General features: G+C 33.0%; 15 protein-coding genes and 1 other RNA gene. 3 read left to right on the top strand and 13 right to left on the bottom strand.

The features are described 5' to 3' along the window. Positions 1–21 precede the first annotated feature (21 nt). The 13 genes from hmcA to ssrS form a co-directional block, all read right to left on the bottom strand. The gene (gene hmcA, locus QI155_RS02170; RefSeq protein ID WP_281321000.1) at positions 22–1614 is read right to left on the bottom strand and encodes a sulfate respiration complex hexadecaheme cytochrome HmcA; all 1593 of its coding nucleotides are present in this window, start codon (positions 1612–1614) and stop codon (positions 22–24) included. After that, complete coding sequence (locus tag QI155_RS02165; RefSeq protein ID WP_281320999.1) at positions 1611–2939, bottom strand: (Fe-S)-binding protein; 1329 nt, start codon at positions 2937–2939, stop codon at positions 1611–1613. Before QI155_RS02165 ends, hmcA begins: the two co-directional genes overlap by 4 nt. Before the next feature lies 1 nt (position 2940). Then, the gene (gene tmcC, locus QI155_RS02160) at positions 2941–3618 is read right to left on the bottom strand and encodes a TmcC family electron transfer complex membrane anchor subunit (RefSeq protein WP_068861461.1); all 678 of its coding nucleotides are present in this window, start codon (positions 3616–3618) and stop codon (positions 2941–2943) included. Continuing rightward, the gene (tmcD, locus tag QI155_RS02155; protein ID WP_068861462.1) at positions 3618–4862 is read right to left on the bottom strand and encodes an electron transfer complex subunit TmcD; all 1245 of its coding nucleotides are present in this window, start codon (positions 4860–4862) and stop codon (positions 3618–3620) included. The genes tmcC and tmcD overlap by 1 nt, the downstream gene beginning before the upstream one ends. Positions 4863–4967: 105 nt before the next feature. Next, positions 4968–5300, bottom strand: coding sequence for a nucleotidyltransferase domain-containing protein (locus QI155_RS02150; RefSeq protein WP_068861463.1), 333 nt, complete (start codon positions 5298–5300; stop codon positions 4968–4970). Then, complete coding sequence (locus QI155_RS02145) at positions 5243–5641, bottom strand: HEPN domain-containing protein (RefSeq protein WP_068861464.1); 399 nt, start codon at positions 5639–5641, stop codon at positions 5243–5245. Before QI155_RS02145 ends, QI155_RS02150 begins: the two co-directional genes overlap by 58 nt. Before the next feature lie 562 nt (positions 5642–6203). Next, positions 6204–7277 (bottom strand): response regulator, encoded by a 1074-nt coding sequence (locus tag QI155_RS02140; protein ID WP_068861465.1) that lies wholly within the window; start codon positions 7275–7277, stop codon positions 6204–6206. Further along, positions 7270–7641, bottom strand: a complete 372-nt coding sequence (locus QI155_RS02135) for a response regulator (RefSeq protein ID WP_068861466.1) — start codon at positions 7639–7641, stop codon at positions 7270–7272. The genes QI155_RS02140 and QI155_RS02135 overlap by 8 nt, the downstream gene beginning before the upstream one ends. Then, positions 7638–10316, bottom strand: coding sequence for a response regulator (locus QI155_RS02130; protein WP_068861467.1), 2679 nt, complete (start codon positions 10314–10316; stop codon positions 7638–7640). Before QI155_RS02130 ends, QI155_RS02135 begins: the two co-directional genes overlap by 4 nt. Further along, a complete protein-coding gene (locus QI155_RS02125; RefSeq protein ID WP_068861468.1) occupies positions 10316–10753 on the bottom strand; it encodes a cytochrome c family protein in 438 nt (145 codons plus the stop codon). Before QI155_RS02125 ends, QI155_RS02130 begins: the two co-directional genes overlap by 1 nt. Positions 10754–10848: 95 nt before the next feature. Continuing rightward, complete coding sequence (locus tag QI155_RS02120; RefSeq protein WP_068861469.1) at positions 10849–11649, bottom strand: TIGR00282 family metallophosphoesterase; 801 nt, start codon at positions 11647–11649, stop codon at positions 10849–10851. Continuing rightward, complete coding sequence (rny, locus tag QI155_RS02115; RefSeq protein ID WP_068861470.1) at positions 11639–13219, bottom strand: ribonuclease Y; 1581 nt, start codon at positions 13217–13219, stop codon at positions 11639–11641. The genes QI155_RS02120 and rny overlap by 11 nt, the downstream gene beginning before the upstream one ends. A gap of 154 nt (positions 13220–13373) precedes the next feature. Beyond that, positions 13374–13547: non-coding RNA, 6S RNA (gene ssrS, locus QI155_RS02110), on the bottom strand. Positions 13548–13607: 60 nt separating this feature from the next. Between ssrS and QI155_RS02105 the strand changes: the two genes are divergently transcribed. The 3 genes from QI155_RS02105 to QI155_RS02095 all read left to right on the top strand — a co-directional run bounded on the left by QI155_RS02105 (position 13608) and on the right by QI155_RS02095 (position 18034). Next, on the top strand, positions 13608–14882 hold the full coding sequence (locus tag QI155_RS02105; protein WP_281320998.1) for a radical SAM protein: 1275 nt from the start codon (positions 13608–13610) through the stop codon (positions 14880–14882). Next, positions 14867–17218, top strand: a complete 2352-nt coding sequence (locus QI155_RS02100; RefSeq protein WP_068860832.1) for a DNA-directed DNA polymerase — start codon at positions 14867–14869, stop codon at positions 17216–17218. The genes QI155_RS02105 and QI155_RS02100 overlap by 16 nt, the downstream gene beginning before the upstream one ends. 237 nt (positions 17219–17455) lie before the next feature. Next, positions 17456–18034: a superoxide dismutase gene (locus QI155_RS02095; RefSeq protein ID WP_068860834.1), complete on the top strand. Its 579-nt coding sequence runs from the start codon at positions 17456–17458 to the stop codon at positions 18032–18034. Positions 18035–18037 lie beyond the last annotated feature (3 nt).

The raw sequence follows: 18037 nt of genomic DNA, 5'->3' as shown, positions 1-18037 counted from the left end.
CCATGATGTGAAAAAAGTTGCTCAATTATATACATTTCCTAAACCTTCTGCTTTTCTTTCATGGCAGTCAGTGCATTTTTTTGGTTTATCAATCTCCATATTTTCATGACATTTTATACACATTGTGTGATAGGCAGACTGCAGTCTCGGTCTTCCCAATGCCTGTGAATCAAAGGATGCACCATGACAGCTTATACAAATTGGAGGATTTTCCTTCTTTGATTCAGCTTCTTCCTTACTTTTATGATGACACCCTTTACATATTGTTTTAACATCTCTATGAAAAAATGTGGCAAGCATACTTTGATTTGATATATCTGTAAGTTTTTTAATCATTTTGTAATGGGGCATCTTAACTGGTTCAAACTCCTTTTCTAAGTGTTTTATTGTAACTTCTTCCTTCAATGTTTTTGGTGAAACATTGAAAGGAGAAACTTTTTCAACCTCCCTTTTACCGCTATGGCAAAGATTACATATTTCTTTATTGCCTACATCTGTTTTAACTGGAGCAATAAAATAATGACAACCCATACACTCTTTTCTGTTAATCAAACTTCTGTGACATCCCTGACAACTCATTTGAGAAGTCTGTCCATGATAGGCAGTAACTATATTTACAAATCCACCTTCCTGCTTACCCTTTAAGTCATGACATTCCTTGCAACTTTTTAAAGTTTCATGGTGACAGACCCTGCAGGTTTTATTATTTTTTTCGTGGAACTCATGATTAAAGGGAACTCCCTTCATTTTTGCCCCTTCAATACTGATAAAAGCTTTTTTGGGTTGATCTCTTTCAGGTCTTGGAATACTTTTAAGTTCCTCCAATGTTTTATATTTTCCGGTATGACACTTTGAACATTGAACTGGTCCTGATTCTTTTGCTTCTAATTTATTTTGTAAATGGCAGTTCAAACAGAGACTATGAAAGGCTTTTTTTATATTTAATTCTTTTTCTTTTGCTACTTTTACAATTTTTGAAAGCTCAGGACCTCTTTTTTTACTAAAGTCATGGCAGTAATAGCAGGACTGCTCTGTACCACTCTCATAGACTAAAGCAATCTCTTTATTTTTCTCTTCAATGTCATAGGTATGATGGCAAAGACTACAGTCATTTTGGTGTTTTTTAACATGTTTATCATGAAGGGCAAAGTCAAACTCAAAAACTGGATATTTTATTTCTTTATTTTCATACTCTCTTTTATGACATTCTCTACAGGAAAGTATCACAGGACCTGTTTTTTTATTTTCAAAGCTAAAGGCTTGATGGCATCTTAAACAGTTTTCATGATAGGCATTTTTTAATTCCTCAGGATTTTTCCTGTTAACATTCTTTGGAAAATCAAAGGAAAACTCATCAAATTTATTCTTATTGTGACATTCTTGACAGGTCTGCTCCTCAGATTTTTTTAAAGCCTTTGCAATAGATTCAACATGTTTTTGATGTTCAAATAAAACCGCACCATACTGAAGCCTGCCAAATACTTCTTTATGGGCAATGGTTACAACATCTGTTTTCTGATTAGAAAAGTCACTTAAGGACTTATCTGAACTGTAAATAACAATCACCAAAAATGCCAAAATTAATAAAATTAATATTAAACCAGATTTTTTCATGCTCGCATTTCTTCTGGAATTTCTATTGCATCTGCAATAATATCAGTTAAAAATTTAACATGCACACCAAGCTTGTAATAATCATTCAAATCCTCAATTCCTTTATGACAGGTATGACAAGGTGCAATGACTATTTTGGCTCCTGTATCTTTTATCTGTTCAGCTTTAACTTTGCCACCTTCAATTCTTGCCATTTTCCAAGGTGGCCCTGCATCTATCATTCCGCCACCTGCTGAACAACAGTAGTTGTACTCATAATTAGGGTTTATATCAATAAAATTTTCACAGGTTGCATTAATGATATATCTAATCATATCTCCCATACCTCTATATCTTACAATGTTACAAGGGTCTTGAACTGTAACAGGCTCTTCAATTTTCTTTGAAATTTTAATTTTTCGCTCTTTTATCAATTCATAGAAAAACTGAACACCATGAATATATGGTATTGGTTCTTCTTTCCAACCAAGCAATCTCGCTCCCTCGTAAACTCCTGTTCTGAAAGCATGCCCACATTCACCCATCACAATCCTTTTTACATTCAGTTTGAAAGCCACTTCATAATGCCTTCTTACTACCATACCCATTGTCTCTGTATCCTGAGCATAAAATGACTTATTTGTATAATCCCAGCCATCGCAATCAGGCATTGTCCAGTTAACACCTGCAACAATCATTATTTTTGCCATGTTTGTAAGAAGTCCTGTCATATACTTAGCTTCAAGTCCATGGGCAAGATAAAGTATTTCAGCATTTTTTTTACCAAGAGGAATTCTTGCATTTTTTATCTCTGCTCTAAGTTCATCTTCAAGCCACTGAACTGTATCAAGCCATTCATCCTGTCTGAACCATAACATATTGGTAGTCTGCATGTGACTTAAAACCTGATCCTGAATATACTGCGGCACAGCACCAATCAAACAACATATCCTTCTTACAAGTCCAATTAAATAAGCAATATCAATCCCAAAGGGACAGAACTGAACGCATCTTCTGCACAAATTACACTCTGAAAAGACAATTCTTGCATACTTTTTAATGTCATCTTTGCTTACTTTTCCATCTTTTTTGAGCATATCCCATATTGTTTGCTTAACCTTTGCAGCAGGTGCATAGGTTGGGTCATTGTTATGGGATAGATAATGATGACAAGAAGCAGAACACATTCCGCATCTTGCACAAGTTGTAACAAAGGTTTTAAGCCTTGCAGAGGCTTCTCCTTTTAAAACTCTATCAATAGCTTTTTTTATTCTATCTTCATCGATACTTTCTAAGGTTTTGTCAATTCCTATGTCTGTAACAGGTTTTCTTTTAAATTCTGTCATCCTAATAATCCTTTGAATGTCTTACTGCACCAAATTCACTTCCAGTATGTGCCCTTATTAACCAAAAGAAAAACATGTGACTTAGTCTTGTAAAAGGAATCGAAATTAGCATAATCTCACCTGTAATCATGTGAATAGTAAGCATTAATTTATAATCAAGCAAAAGCTCATAATGAGCTAAAAATCCAGTTATAAAGGGTGCTGCCACTAAGGCAATTGCTAAATAATCACCTTTTTCAGTTAAAAATCTTACATCAGCTTGAACAATTCTTCTAATCACAAGCAAAATTAAACAAAATACTACAATTAATGTCATTGCATCAGCTAAATCCTGGGGCAGACTCCACCAGCTAATTTTCCATGAATCATACCAAAGTTCAATATGTCCTGATATGAAAATAGGAGTTAGAATTACGCATACATGAAAAATGAATGTAATCAGAGTAAACCATGGATGCTTTCTCATACTTATACTTCCATAGGGTGTTAGCCAGTGTATGAGAGACCTGAGAGTATATTTCAAGCTAAGATAGGGAAATATCACCCTTTCCTTCTTTGCAAGTTTTAAAGTAATCCAGATACGGTAGAACATCCCTAAAAAAAATACAAAAAAGGCAAGCCATACAAGAGGTCCTCTTACAAGAGTATAAATTGATGGATCTTTAAAAAACTGCTCCATTACCTTAAAATCTCCCCCAATGTAAGAACTCTTCTATAATACTTGCCATTTTTAATGCACCTTACTAAGACTCTATCTCCGTCAGGACTAAATATCGGTTCCCAAAGCATATCAAAGGTATCCTTTCCAATTCTTCCATCAAGGACAATAAAGAAAACTCCTTGTCTTTCCGCCTTTGCTATAATATGTCTTCCATCTGGACTAAATTGCGGAGTCCATACTCTATCAAAGGCTTCTTTCCATGGAATTCCATCAACAGCAACAGTCCACATATGATTGTCTCTTACTACTGCTGCAATTCGTTTTCCATCGGAACTAAAAATTGGAGGTAGCACTGCCTGAGAAAAAGTTTTTTTCCACGGAATTCCGTCAACAGCAACAGTCCATTCCCCAAATTCTGGTGAAACAACTGCTGCAATATGATTTCCGTTAGGACTTACCCGTTGATTCCATAATTGAACAAAGGATTTATTCCAAAAAGACTTTCCATTTAAAAACAGCATCCATCCTTTATCTGTTTTTACTGGAACACATACATCGTTCTCATTTATAAAAACAGGTTCCCATGCGTTAAGGAATATTTCATTCCAAAGATTTCCATCAACTGAAACTGTAAATTCCTGCTGAGTTAGTCTAACTGTAGAGGCAACTTTACCTTCATTGCTAAAATTTAATCCGTAAACAGAGATGAAGTTTTTATCCCAGGCTATACCATCAATAGCTACAGTCCATACACCCTCTTTAAAGCTGAATATATCAAGAACCTGAGGATTTTTTGTTCTAACATAGCAGGCTGTTTTTTTACCATCCGGTGAAATGAATAAATCCCTTGCATCAAAAAAAAGATTATCCCAAATTTTTCCATTTACACAGACTCCGTAGGAATCTGTTTTTTTAATATTAAATGCTATAGTGCCACCACAAAATTGAAGATTCCATGCATAATCAAAGGTTTCTTCAAGAAGTTTACCATCTACGGCCAATGTCCATTCATAATTTTTTAAGACAAGACAGGCAAGAGAATTGTCAGGAAGAAAATTTAAAAAACAAACTCTTTCAAAGGTTTCATCCCATGTTTTACCATTTACAGAGGGAGTGACTTTTTTGTCTTCAATTTCTGTAACTGCAGCAATTTTTTCTCCATCTGGGCTTACAATGAATTCATGGACAAGGGAGGATTTTTCTTTCCATTCATCAACATTACATATAAGTTTTTCTTTTGTCTGCCAATCCCAGTTGAACATGTTAATCGTTATCTATTAAAAAACAGATTTAAAAAAAAGTCAAGTATTTTAACTGCCTAATAAATACATGGAAAAAACTTAAAAAAGAAACCCTCTTTAGATAAATTAAAGTTTTATAGCTGTCTTAAGAACTTCGGTAATGAAGGGGTTTTGAGATTTATTAAGTTCATCGAATTCTTCTGGTGTATATACAATCGGTTCAATAGGTAAGTCAGTAAGTTCAAGAATCTTTCCAATTCGGTCAAAAAATCTCTCTTTAAAATCACCTATTATAATTAAGTCTATGTCACTACCTTCGTGAATCTCATTTTTAGCAAAAGAGCCATATAAATAAACCTCCTTTACAGGAAGTTTTATTTTCATTTCACTGACAAGTTCTTTTACTTTATTAATAATTTCTTTACTGTGTTCAAGATTAATTCGGCAGAGCTTATACATTTTTCAGCATCATCCTTTTCATAAAACTCAGTTGGAGCAAGGTCTCCACCGAGTCCGTTAGGATATCTTGTGGGAATATAAAACATATCAAGAGTTCTTGCATCTTTCATCAAAATTTTAAATGATTCATCATGCTTGATACATTCATTCACAAGTTCTTTTAACATATGAGTCATAATTGAAGTGTATCCCTTCTCATAAAGATATGCCTTAAGTGCCTTTTCGCCACATTGTTGAGATTGAAAACAACTCCATTCATAATTGCCATCTTCAAGGCTATCCTTTGCTGCTTTAAGATCAGCCTCTGATTGTTTTAACCATTTAGAGGTAATTTTCCTCATGAATTAATTATAACTTAATATAAGATTAATTTAAAAAAGAACTTTTCTATTATAAAATTACCGCATCAGGAATATCAGAAATAATATCCCATTCAGCATGAAATTGTTTACAAATAAAAGAGACTTTGTGATGTCCTTTTCCTAAGGATTCTGGAGAAACTTTAAGAAATATAACCCTGACAGAATTTAGCATAGATGGCAAAGAATACTATTTAAAGAACAGGATTGATAAAATAGGAAAAGCCCTATTTAAAACATTGAAAGTATGTGAACCAGCCCATATAACAGTCAAGGAAGAATTCAGAATATAAAAGATAAAGAAAATCAGCGAGTTACAAGCCTGTTGTACAAAAATTTGCCTTTTCAAAAAATAAAATTCAATTTTTTCAATGATTTACAAGATTAAATTGATAAACTTAGGATTTTGTTCTATATTTTTTCTTTCCTTTTGATAAGATAATGATAATTTTACTCAAGGATTGTAGAAAGGAAATTGTAAATCTAAAAATCAGTGAAAATATACCAAGAAAAAATAAAAATGTTCTAATTTTCATTAAAATATTTACACCCTACCTTTAATAGGAATTCTTATGATAAAAGTACTTCCCTTACCTATTTCACTTTCAACAGAGATAAAGCCCCTGTAATACTGAACGATAGTTAAAGCAACAGTTAATCCTAATCCAGGTCCGTAAATTTTTGAAGTAAAAAATGGATCAAATATCTTTTTTATTAGTTCCTTAGGAATTCCCTTCCCCGTATCAGAAATTTTTATTTCTATTTCATTTCCTACCTGTTGAAGGGAAATGCTTAATATTCTTTTTTCTGATTTTTCCATTGCATCTATGGCATTTTTAATAATATTATGGATAACTATTTTTAAATGCTCTTTATCTATATATAGTGGAGAGACTTCTTTAAAATCTGTTTCAATTTCAATTGCTTTTTCTTCGATATCCCTCCATAGTTCCTCTATCACTTCTTCGATTACTTTAATGGGCTCAACATTTTCTAAAAATCCAATAGCAATCATTTTAAGATTTAGTATTTCCTTTAAAAGTCTCTCAAGCCTTTCTGCTTCCTGAAGAATAGTCATCAAATAGGGTTTATTTGGGTCTCCATAGGGGAGATTATCATATACTTTTCTTGCAAATCCTGCTATGCTTACAATTGGATTGCGTATCTCATGGGAAAGGCTATCAATTAGTTTCTTAATAGCCTCTGTTCTTTCTTCCTCTATTGCTCTTTCAGAAGTTTCTTTTTTCATAAGAAGTGAACGAACCCGTGCTGAAAGTTCTCGATAATCAAAGGGCTTGGGAACATAATCATCAGCACCGATGTCAAGTCCTTTAACTTTACTTTCTACATCAGATTTTGCTGTAAGCATAATTATAGGAATAAATTTAGTTTTTTCATCGGTTTTGAGTCTTTGACAAACTTCATATCCATCCATCTTAGGCATCATTATATCAAGAAGAATAAGATCTGGCTTATATTCGTAAACTTTTTTTAAGGCTTCTTCTCCATCATAGGCTTCTTGAGTGTCATAACCTTCGGCTTTTAATCTTTTCTTTAGAAGTTCAACAGTATCAATGTTATCATCTACAATTAAAATTTTTTGTTTATTTTCATTCATTTTCTTTTAAGTAAACTTTTATTTGTTCTGGAAATTCTCTAACATTAATTGGTTTTGATATATAGCCATTGCATCCTGCTTCCAATGCCTTTTCTTGGTCTCCTTTCATTGCATGGGCTGTGAATGCTATAATTGGCGTATCTTTGAAGTCTGGTCTTTCTTTAAGTCTTCTTGTAGCTTCATATCCGTCTATTTTAGGAATAGAAATATCCATAAGGATAAGGTCAGGTCTGTATGCTATTGCCTTTGCTATCGCTTCTTCTCCATCAACTGCCTCTATTACTTGGTAGTTATGTTTCTTTAAAATTTTTTTTACAAGATCTCTTGAGTCTTCGTTGTCATCGACAACGAGGATTGTTTTCACTTAGTCCCTCCTAATTTATTCAAACTGTTTTTTAATTCTTTTATTAGTTCTTCCTCTGAAAAAAGAGATTTGTTTATTATATCTTTTATTCTACCATTTAATGCTTCCTTTTCTCTGTCCGTTAGTTCTTTATTTGTAAGAGCAATTATTGGTATATCCTTTAACTCTGATGATGTTTTGATAAAATCAATAAAATCAAAGGCTGTATTTTCAGGATCAGTTATATTGACTATTAGAAGGTCAGGTTTGTAAGTTTTAACTATTTGCATAGCTTCTTTACTGTTTGAGGTAGCAAATACTTCATAACCACTTTCTTTAAATATTCTCAAAAGTTCATTAGATGTCTTTTCGTCTCTTTCAAGTATAAGTACATTCTTAATTGGCTTATATGTTTCAATATTTTTTATCTTTCTTAAAAGAGCATGTCCATCAAGGGGTTTTACAAAATAATCAGTAGCACCAAGGCTAAAAGCAAGAGTTTTGTTGTCTATAATTGAGACAATAATTACAGGTATATCCTTTGTTTCTTCATTTTCTTTAAGTTCTTTTAATACTTGCCAGCCGTCTTTCTTTGGCATCATTATGTCAAGAGTTATTGCAACAGGTTTTATTTCTTTTGCTTTATTTACCGCTTCTTCGCTTCTAAGTATTCCAACAACTTTGTATTCCTTTTCAAGATATTTTTTTATTAAATCAATAGCATCTGGGTTATCATCAATTGCAAGAACAACTTTTTGTTTTTCAGAAGGTTTGGATATTTCAGCTATAGTTGGTTCTCTATGTAACACTAGGTCTCTTACTACCTCACAAATTTTACACACTTCAACTTTTTCTGGATAAGAAGCCATTTTCATACCTTTACAATGAGTTCCTAAGACAAGCCAACATCTTTTTTCAGGTGCGCCATATTCTGGACAGTTTACATGTCCACATTGAGTATAATCCCAACATCTAATCATTTTACCTTCATATGAGGGATCTTGCAAAAAAACTTCCTTAGGCACTTCAAAGTATTGAGCAAGGGCTTCAGCCATTTTTTCTTCAATTACAGGGTTGAGATTATCAAAAACTTCCTTTTTAAAAGGTAAAAGAACATAAAAAGTACTTCCCTTTCCCACTTCACTTTCTGCCCAAACCATACCTTTGTGCAAAGCGGTAAGCCCTCTTACAATACTTAAACCAAGACCTGTTCCTTCATACTGCCTTGTTGTTGATACATCAGCCTGAGCAAACTTGTCAAAAATTTTATCCAGGTCTTCCTTTTTTATTCCTATTCCTGTATCAGTTACTGCTATTTCAATAAATTGAGGATTACTATCTTTATCTTTGCCTCTCTCTGAAACCTTAGCTGTTATAGTTATACCGCCTTGATGGGTAAATTTTACCGCATTCGAGATTAAATTAATTAAAATCTGCTTTGTTTTATCTTCATCTACATAAAGTTTTTCAGCACCTTCTTCAATATTTAATGAGAAGGTTAAGCCTTTTTTTATAATTAATGGTTCGAAGGTTACCATAATTCCTTCAATAAGTTCCCTTAAATCGACTTCTTTAGGTCTAAGCTCAATTTTTCCGGATTCAATTTTTGAAATATCAAGAACATCATTTATTAATTGAAGAAGATGTCGTGCATTGGCTGCAACTTTTTTTAATGAAGCTTTCTGATCTTCATTAAGAGGACCATCAACTTCATCAAGTAATAAATCTGTATAACCGATTATGGCATTCATCGGAGTTCTTAATTCATGGGACATATTAGCTATAAAAGCAGATTTAAGTGTGTCAAGTTCCTTTAATTGTTTATTTGCTTTTTGAAGTAATGCTACAAGTTCATCTCTTTCTTCAAGAAGTCTTGCTCTCCTTGTAAGCTCTTTTTCGAGTTCCATTTTTGATTTAGCGACTTCATTAACCATGTTGTTAAAGGTTTTAATTAGTGTACCTATTTCATCGGGAGGATATTTTTCAATCTGAGGCATTTCACCTTTTGCAAATCTATGTGTTGCCTCTACGAGTGTATGAAGAGGTTTTCTTATAAATCTCCTTACAATAAAGTTTGTTATAAAAATAGCAAGTATAGTGGCAAATAAAGCTAATACTAATGACCTGTTTCTTTGAGCAATTACTGTTTTATAAACATCTTCTATATCTGTTTTCATAACCAAAGCTCCGAGAACCTTTCTTGAAGAACCATGACAGTGAAAACACTCTGGTGTATTTTTTATTGGAAGAATAGAAATTAGATTTCTTCTGCCTTCTAAGTTGAAGACTAAGGATTTATATTCACTTCCTTCGTTTTTAAAACTTTCATAAAGATTATTTATAAAATCTTTATGGTTTATGAAGTTATCAATTTTTTTTAGTAAAGTTTCTTTGTTAGTAGAAAAGGAAATCACTCCATAAAAATCCGTCAAATATACACTAATATTTTTATATTTTTGACCTATTTCTTCGAGATCTCTGTGAATGGTATCACTATCTCCAACTGTTAGGGGATGTTTCATTGTCGCATATAAGGTATCCATTACTTCTTTATTACCCATCTCTACAAGACGGAGTCTGTCTCCGACTCCAAAATAAATTCTAAATGTTATTTCAATTGCCATAGTTAATAGTATTACTCCTACAAATGTAAGCATTAGTTTATTACCAAGATTTTCTCTGATAAATTTAAACATTAATGGGCACCTCCATAGAGTAATGGCTTAAATCTAAAAGCCCTTACTCGTTCCTCTGTATGACAGGGTTCGCAGATTTGAAGAGTGAATTTTCTTCTGATAAATTTGGGATTTCTTGTCTCAGCATGTCTTTTACCAGGACCATGGCATACTTCACAGCCTGTATTTTTCAAATGGGGTGTTTTTTCTAAAGAAACAAAACCTCCTCGTTTCCCATATCCTGTTGTATGACATTGATAACAGGTTTTTAGTTCTTCTGGCGTAATTTTATTTTTCATTTTTTCAATTGCCTCAAAAGAACGAGACATTCTTGAATATTTCGTGAAATTTTCATACTGTTTAGCATGACAGACCTTGCAAGCCTCTGAACCAATATATTGAGCCGACAATGTAAGAGGATAAAAAAGAGTAAGCAGAATTATAAAAAGGACTTTCATAATTAAAGATTATCAGAAACAAATGATTTTGTAAACCTTTGATTGATAAAAAAATTTTTTAATAGATATTAAACTTTTAAATTGAATTCTATAAACTAATTTTGCCTAATCATAAGTCTTTCTATTTTAAGGGATTTACCGCTTTGAGAATCTATCTCTAAGTATACTGCCGAAAGTATAGATGGTTTTGCTGAAACTTCAAACTTTTTTGGTAGCTGATACAAAAATTTTTCAATTACTTCATCCTCTCTAAAACCAATCACTGAGTACTCAGGTCCTGTCATGCCCACATCAGTTATGTAGGCTGTTCCTTGAGGCAAAATCTTTTCATCAGCAGTTTGTACATGTGTGTGAGTGCCGATCACAGCACTAACATTTCCATCCAGATACATAGCAAATGCTATCTTTTCAGATGTGGCTTCAGCATGAAAATCTATCAAAATTAACTTTGTTTGATTTTTTATTCTTTCAACTTCTTTCTTAGTAACTCTGAATGGACAATCAAGAGTATTCATGAAAATTCTTCCAGAAGCATTTATAATGCCGACTAATTTGTTTTTTCTTGTTTTAAAAACAATGCTTCCTATCCCAGGAACTCCTTCTGGATAATTTATTGGTCTTAGTATTCTTGATTCCTTTGCAATATAAGGAATTACTTCTTTTTTATCCCATACATGATTTCCTGTGGTTATTATATCAATCCCATAAGAAAAAAGTTCTTCTGCAACTTTTTCAGTTAATCCAAATCCACCTGCTGCATTTTCTCCATTTGCTATAACTAATTCTACATTATATTTTTCAATCAATTTAGACAGTAATGTTTTAATAATCTGTCTTCCTGATTTACCAACGATATCGCCAATAAAAAGGACTTTTAAGATTTCATTATTTTGCATATTCGATGAATCTCGATTCCCTGATTACAGTTACTTTTATTTGCCCTGGATAGCTTAATTCTTTTTCGATTCTTCTGCTTAGTTCTCTTGCAATAAGTGCACATTCTTCATCTGTAACCATGTCTGGTCTAACAATGAGTCTGATTTCTCTTCCAGCCTGAATGGCATAACAGTTCTGCACACCCTGAAAAGACATGGCAAGTTCTTCAAGTTTAGTAAGTCTTTTTATGTAACTTTCAATTGTTTCCCTTCTTACGCCTGGACGGGCTGCTGAAAGAGCATCTGAAGCTGCTACTAATGCAGATTCTATACAACTAAACTCTACATCTTCATGATGAGACAAAATAGCATTAATTACTTCTTCACTTTCTCCATATTTTCTTGCAAGCATAGCGCCTATTTCCTGATGGGAACCCTCCATTTCATGATCTACAGCTTTACCAATATCATGTAAAAGTCCTGCTCTTTTTGCTAATATAACATTTGCTCCGATTTCTCCTGCCATAATTCCACTTAACCACGCAACTTCCTTAGAATGTTGCAAAACATTCTGTCCATAGGATGTTCTATATTTAAGCCTTCCTATGAGTTTAATTATTTCTGGATGAATACCACTAAGTCCAAGTTCAAATACAGCTTTTTCTCCCTCTTCTTTTATTGATATTTCAACATCTCTTCGAGCTTTTTCAACCACTTCTTCTATTCTGGCAGGATGGATTCGACCATCTGCAATAAGCCTTTCAAGAGCTATTCTTGCTACTTCTCTTCTGATTGGATCAAAAGAAGAAAGTATTACCAATTCAGGTGTATCATCAACTACGAGGTCAACTCCAGTTAAAGATTCAAAGGCTCTGATGTTTCTGCCTTCTCTTCCTATGATTCTACCTTTCATTTCATCATTAGGAAGACTTACTGCTGTAACGGTAGCATCAACAACGTAGTCACTGGCATATCTTTGCACAGCAAGACTTAAAATTTCTTTAGCCTTTTTATCTGCTTCTTGTCTTGCTTCATCTTCTATTTTCTTGATTAATTTAGCTGCTTCAAATTTAGCTTCCTGTTCAATTCGCCTAAAAAGCTCTTGTTTTGCTTCTTCTTCTTTCATTCCAGCTATTTTTTCTAATAGTTGCTGTTGTTCTTTAATTAATTGATGGTAATAGTTTTCCTTATCATAAATTTGTTTTTCCCTTGCTATTAAATCTTTTTCTAATTTACTTAGTTCAGATTCCTTTCTTTCAACCTGTTCTAATTTACGATCAAGAAGCTCTTCTTTTTGTCTAAGTCTTTTTTCCTGATAGGCAATTTCTTTAGATTTTTCTTTTATTTCTCTTTCAGCTTCCGATTTCAACTGATAGACAATCTCTTTTGCAGAAAGATGAGCCTCTTTTTTGATTGTTTCAGCTTCTTTTTTTATTGATTCAGCTTCTCGTTTTGCTTCATCTAAGATTTTTTGAACTTCATCTCTTATTTTTAATTTTTCTTCATTGAGTTTATTCTTTTTGTAGATATATACACCATAACCCGATGCGATACCAAGAAGTATGGCTAAAAGAATGTATATTAATTCCATTCAAACACCTCCGAAAATATGATTTTTGAATGGCTTCCTTGAGGGCATATGATGATGTGGATAGATAAAAATCTATTATAATTACTAAAAAAATTTTTTTGGGCTAATTGCCTTTATTTTACATCTATCTAAAGTGGATTTCTCCACTATCATCATACCCCCGCCCTGCCGTGTGGTCGGAAAGTTAGATCCCACTCGGACAAGTGGGTGCCTTGTAGGTAGGTTAGGCTTCCTCCGAAGAGGCATGCACACCGCTACCTACGCTGGCTCCCTAACGGACCTAACTGCCGGATCCCCTTTTCCTCCATCACGCACAGGGCAGGAAGCCTTTATTATTTTATACCAAAAAAAACTCAATATATGCAATTTTTTTGTTATAATTTATTCAGTGAGACCAAAAGTTATTCTTTCAAATAAAAAAGGTGAAATTTTTGAATCCTATGATTATGATGCTCTTGGTATGGAAAAAAAATGTATTGTCTCTTTGACTGAAAAAGACCTTATTCCTCTCCCTGAAGGAAGTAAACTTTTTTATATTCCTCAAGCAGTACCTCTTGGTCTTAATAATGCAGGATTAGTAGAGAAAATAAAAGGATATTTCCCTGTTACTGCTTTCCTACCACCAGGATATACAAGAACTCATCTACCTGCTTTTGAAAAAACGAATTTAACTCCTAATCTTCCCTTATGGTCTTACACTGCTGTTGCTTGGTATAAAGGTAAAATATATGCTTCTGCTATACAAGTGGCATGGATGAAAAAAGCTGATCCTCAATGTCATGATGACAAAAAAGTGATAGAACTAATAAATAAAAGAAGGAAATTTTTCAATAACAACAGACTTTTTAAACAACTTGAGATATGCGCTTTAATATATAATTGCTTTGCTGCTAAAAACTTTTTTCTTGGCAGATGGGAAATTCCTCTTCCTACTTCTCCGGTATGCAATTCTGAATGTATTGGCTGCCTATCTAAACAATCTGGAGATTGTTGTCCCTCTCAAGAAAGAATAACCTTTGTTCCTACACCAGAAGAAATTGCTGATATAGCGGTACCCCATCTTTGTGATGCGGAAGAACCCATTGTAAGTTTTGGACAGGGATGTGAAGGAGAACCATTACTACAATGGAAAGTTATTGAAAAAGCAATCACCATGATTAGGGCTAAAACTGAGCGTGGTGTTATAAATATAAATACAAATGGTTCACTTCCTAAGATAATACCGCTATTAAAAAAAGCTGGTCTTGACAGCATAAGAGTCAGTATCAACTCCTTTGATGAGAATATATATAATGCCTATTACAGACCCAAAGGTTATAAATTTCAAGATGTGTTAAAGACAATTAGAATATCAAAAGATATAGGTCTTTTTACAAGTATTAATTATCTTACTTTTCCTGGCTATAATGATGCAGAAGATGAAATTGAAAGATTTTTTAATTTTCTAAAAGATTGTCCTGTTGATTTAATTCAGATGAGAAATCTTTCTATTGATCCATACATTTATATGAGTAAAGTACAAGCACCTAAGGGAAGAGTATTAGGGATTAAAAAACTTATAAAAATGATAAAGAAAGAGTTCCCGAATATTAAAATAGGATACTTCAATGTGCCTAAAGAAGCTTTGACAGAAAAGGGTAGAGAACAATGCTATTTTATCTGATAGACATAGATTATCAATCTGATATAATTCTTTTTGGTATTACAGACAAAGGTGAGAGGATTAAACTTATTGATCCTTCTTATATACCTTCTTTTCTTATTTTACCAGTAGATATAGATAAGGCATTAAAGGAAGTTAGAGAAATAATAAAGAAGAAAAATATAAATGTAAAAGAGATAAAAACGGATAGATGCAATTTTTATGGTGAAGAAAAAGAGTTTATAAGAATTTTTACAGAAAGACATCAGGATTTGCAAAAAGTAAGGGATGAAATAAAAATTCTCGAATCAAAAAGAGGTGGTTCAGGTTCGGTTATTGATGAGTTTGAATACCAGATTTCTCCATACAGAATATATCTTGCAGAGAGAGGAATATCATGTTTAAATTGGCTTGATGTTGAAGTAGATGGAGACAGGATTAGGAAATTAAAAAAAGTTGATTTACCTAAGCCTGAATTAAAAATTCTTGCCTTTGATATGGAAGTTCTTGAAGTGCAGAGAGGAACACCTTCTATTGTTATGGTTTCCCTTTTCAGTAAGGATATTTCAAAAATAATTACCTATCAAGAAGCAGAATACAGTATTGATACATTAATTGTAAAAGATGAAAAAGAACTCATTAAAACCTTCATGGACATAGTTGAGAGTTATGATCCTGATATAATTGTTGGATACAATACAGACCTCTACGATATGCCAATCCTGAGAGAAAGGGCAAAACAACTTAAAGTAAATATTAGTGCTCTTTCAAGAGATAACTCTGGAGTAATCCTTTCAAAAAGAGCAAGATTTACTACTGCAAGACTTATTGGTAGAGTTCATATTGACATATTTAATTTTGTTTTTAACATACTTTCCCCGATGCTTCAAAGTGAGCAACTGACCCTTAAAAATGTAGCTACTGAACTGTTGAGTGATACTAAACTTGATATGGAGTACGAAGAAATGCTTGAAGCGTGGGATAGAGGACATGAGCTTGATAAATTTGCAAAATACTGTCTAAAAGACAGTGAACTTGTCTATGAACTTACAAAAATGTTACTACCAGATATAGAAGAGTTAACAAGGATAACAGGACAATCCCTCTTTGATACTTCAAGGATGCCCTATAGTCAACTTGTTGAATGGTATTATATAAAAAAAGCCAAAGAACAAAACAGAGTTATTCCAAATCAACCAAAGTTTGACGAAATAAAGGAGCGTCAAAAGATTACTTATGAAGGAGGTTTTGTAAAAGAACCAGAAGCAGGACTTCATAAAGGAATCGCTGTTGTTGACTTTGCCTCTCTCTATCCATCAATAATTGCCACATACAATATATCTATAGATACTCTTAATTGTCAGTGTTGTAAAGATGAGGGACATAAAATTCCAGGACTTCCATATTGGTTCTGTAAAAATCGAACAGGTTTTGAGTCTCAGATTATAAAGGAATTATTAGTTGAAAGACTCGAACTAAAAAGACAATTAAAAAAACTTGAACCAGCTACCCATGAATATCTTCTTCTTGATACAAAACAAAGGGCATTAAAGACAATTATAAATGCTTCATATGGCTACTATGCCTATCCAGCAAGCAGATGGTATTCAAAGGAATGTGCTGAATCCATTACTTCTCTGGGAAGATACTGGATAAAGGAAGTTCTCAATAGAGCTGAAAAAATGGGATTTCACGCCATCTATGGAGATACCGACTCAGCTTTTTTAAAAGTAAATGATAAAAGAGAAGATATTGAAAAATTTATCAAAGAAATAAATGACTACTTACCAGGTATAATGAGGCTTGATCTTGAGGATTTTTATGTTAAAGGACTTTTTGTACCAAGAGAATCTGGTGGAGTAGCTAAAAAAAGATATGCTCTATTAGATGAAAAAGGAAGACTCAAAGTCAGAGGACTTGAAGTAGTAAGAAGAGATTTATCAAAGTATGCCAGACAAACCCAACAGGAAATATTGAAAATATGCCTTATTGATGAAGATATTGAAAGAGCCTTTAAATATCTCGATGAGAAAATAAAAGCATTAAAAGAAGGCAAATATGAGCTAAAAGAGCTTGTTGTTTATGAACAGCTCTCAAAGCCTGTGTCAGAATATAAGCTTATATCACCCCATGTAGTAGCTGCAAAAAGACTTTTGGAAAAAGGTATTCCTGTTGGAGAGGGAAGCGTAATAGGTTATATAATTCAAAAAGGCATTGGTTCAATAAGCGAAAGAGCCTATCCGTTGGAATTATCAGACCCATCAAAAATTGATATAGATTATTATATTGAAAATCAGTTAATTCCTGTTTCAATGAGAATTTTAAATGCCTTCAAAAAAAATTCCTCACTATTTTAAATAGAAAATTTACATAACTAAAATCCCACAATACAGCACTGACCTCATGGCAATTTCAGGATTTGGAAAATTGTTATCTCTAAAGTCAAGTCACATATATTTTCCTTTCACTAATTAATTCATCTCCTTTTTACCATATACATGAAATTTCTATATTGTAACCACAAAAACAAATATTGACAGATGATTTTTTATATGATAATCTCTATTTATGAAAAAGAATTTTTGGAGGTTAATATGTTTTATCAGGCAAAAGATTATTCAAATTTAATTGGAATGCAGGGGTTTACTGAAACACTTCTTAAAAACCATTTTACTTTGTATCAGGGTTATGTTACTAATACGAACAAAGTTCTTGAGACTCTCGAAGGAATGCTTAAAGAAGGAAAAACTGGGATACCAGAGTATGCTGAGCTTAAAAGAAGGCTTGGATGGGAGTGGAATGGAGTAAGACTTCATGAGCTTTATTTTGAAAATCTCGGTGGAGATGGTGTTTTCCCAAAGGAAGGGAAACTTGCATCGGTAATTAATGAAAGTTTTGGAAGTTTCGAAAACTGGCAAAAAGATTTTAAGGCTACTGGAACAATGCGTGGAATTGGATGGGTAATTCTTTATCAGGATACTATAACTGGAAAATTGTTTAATTTCTGGATTAATGAACATGATGTTGGACATCCTTCTGGTTGTAATCCACTTCTTATAATGGATGTATTTGAGCACGCCTTTATGATTGATTACGGATTAAAAAGGGCAGACTACATTGAAGCCTTTTTTAAGAACATTAATTGGCAAGAAGTAGAAAAAAGAGTAAGATAGGAG

It is taken from the genome of Thermodesulfovibrio sp. 1176, from assembly GCF_029946585.1.
Taxonomy (GTDB): Bacteria; Nitrospirota; Thermodesulfovibrionia; order Thermodesulfovibrionales; family Thermodesulfovibrionaceae; genus Thermodesulfovibrio.
The sequence above is the reverse complement of the archived record's forward strand: the minus strand, read 5'-3'. Positions and strand labels throughout refer to the sequence as shown.

What these genes read in the sequence shown, in the direction of transcription:
- hmcA (WP_281321000.1), bottom strand. Translation starts at nt 1,614, where the DNA reads ATGAAAAAATCTGGTTTAATATTAATTTTATTAATTTTGGCATTTTTG.
- QI155_RS02165 (WP_281320999.1), bottom strand. Translation starts at nt 2,939, where the DNA reads ATGACAGAATTTAAAAGAAAACCTGTTACAGACATAGGAATTGACAAA.
- tmcC (WP_068861461.1), bottom strand. Translation starts at nt 3,618, where the DNA reads ATGGAGCAGTTTTTTAAAGATCCATCAATTTATACTCTTGTAAGAGGA.
- tmcD (WP_068861462.1), bottom strand. Translation starts at nt 4,862, where the DNA reads ATGTTCAACTGGGATTGGCAGACAAAAGAAAAACTTATATGTAATGTT.
- QI155_RS02150 (WP_068861463.1), bottom strand. Translation starts at nt 5,300, where the DNA reads ATGTATAAGCTCTGCCGAATTAATCTTGAACACAGTAAAGAAATTATT.
- QI155_RS02145 (WP_068861464.1), bottom strand. Translation starts at nt 5,641, where the DNA reads ATGAGGAAAATTACCTCTAAATGGTTAAAACAATCAGAGGCTGATCTT.
- QI155_RS02140 (WP_068861465.1), bottom strand. Translation starts at nt 7,277, where the DNA reads ATGAATGAAAATAAACAAAAAATTTTAATTGTAGATGATAACATTGAT.
- QI155_RS02130 (WP_068861467.1), bottom strand. Translation starts at nt 10,316, where the DNA reads ATGTTTAAATTTATCAGAGAAAATCTTGGTAATAAACTAATGCTTACA.
- QI155_RS02125 (WP_068861468.1), bottom strand. Translation starts at nt 10,753, where the DNA reads ATGAAAGTCCTTTTTATAATTCTGCTTACTCTTTTTTATCCTCTTACA.
- QI155_RS02120 (WP_068861469.1), bottom strand. Translation starts at nt 11,649, where the DNA reads ATGCAAAATAATGAAATCTTAAAAGTCCTTTTTATTGGCGATATCGTT.
- rny (WP_068861470.1), bottom strand. Translation starts at nt 13,219, where the DNA reads ATGGAATTAATATACATTCTTTTAGCCATACTTCTTGGTATCGCATCG.
- QI155_RS02100 (WP_068860832.1), top strand. Translation starts at nt 14,867, where the DNA reads ATGCTATTTTATCTGATAGACATAGATTATCAATCTGATATAATTCTT.
- QI155_RS02095 (WP_068860834.1), top strand. Translation starts at nt 17,456, where the DNA reads ATGTTTTATCAGGCAAAAGATTATTCAAATTTAATTGGAATGCAGGGG.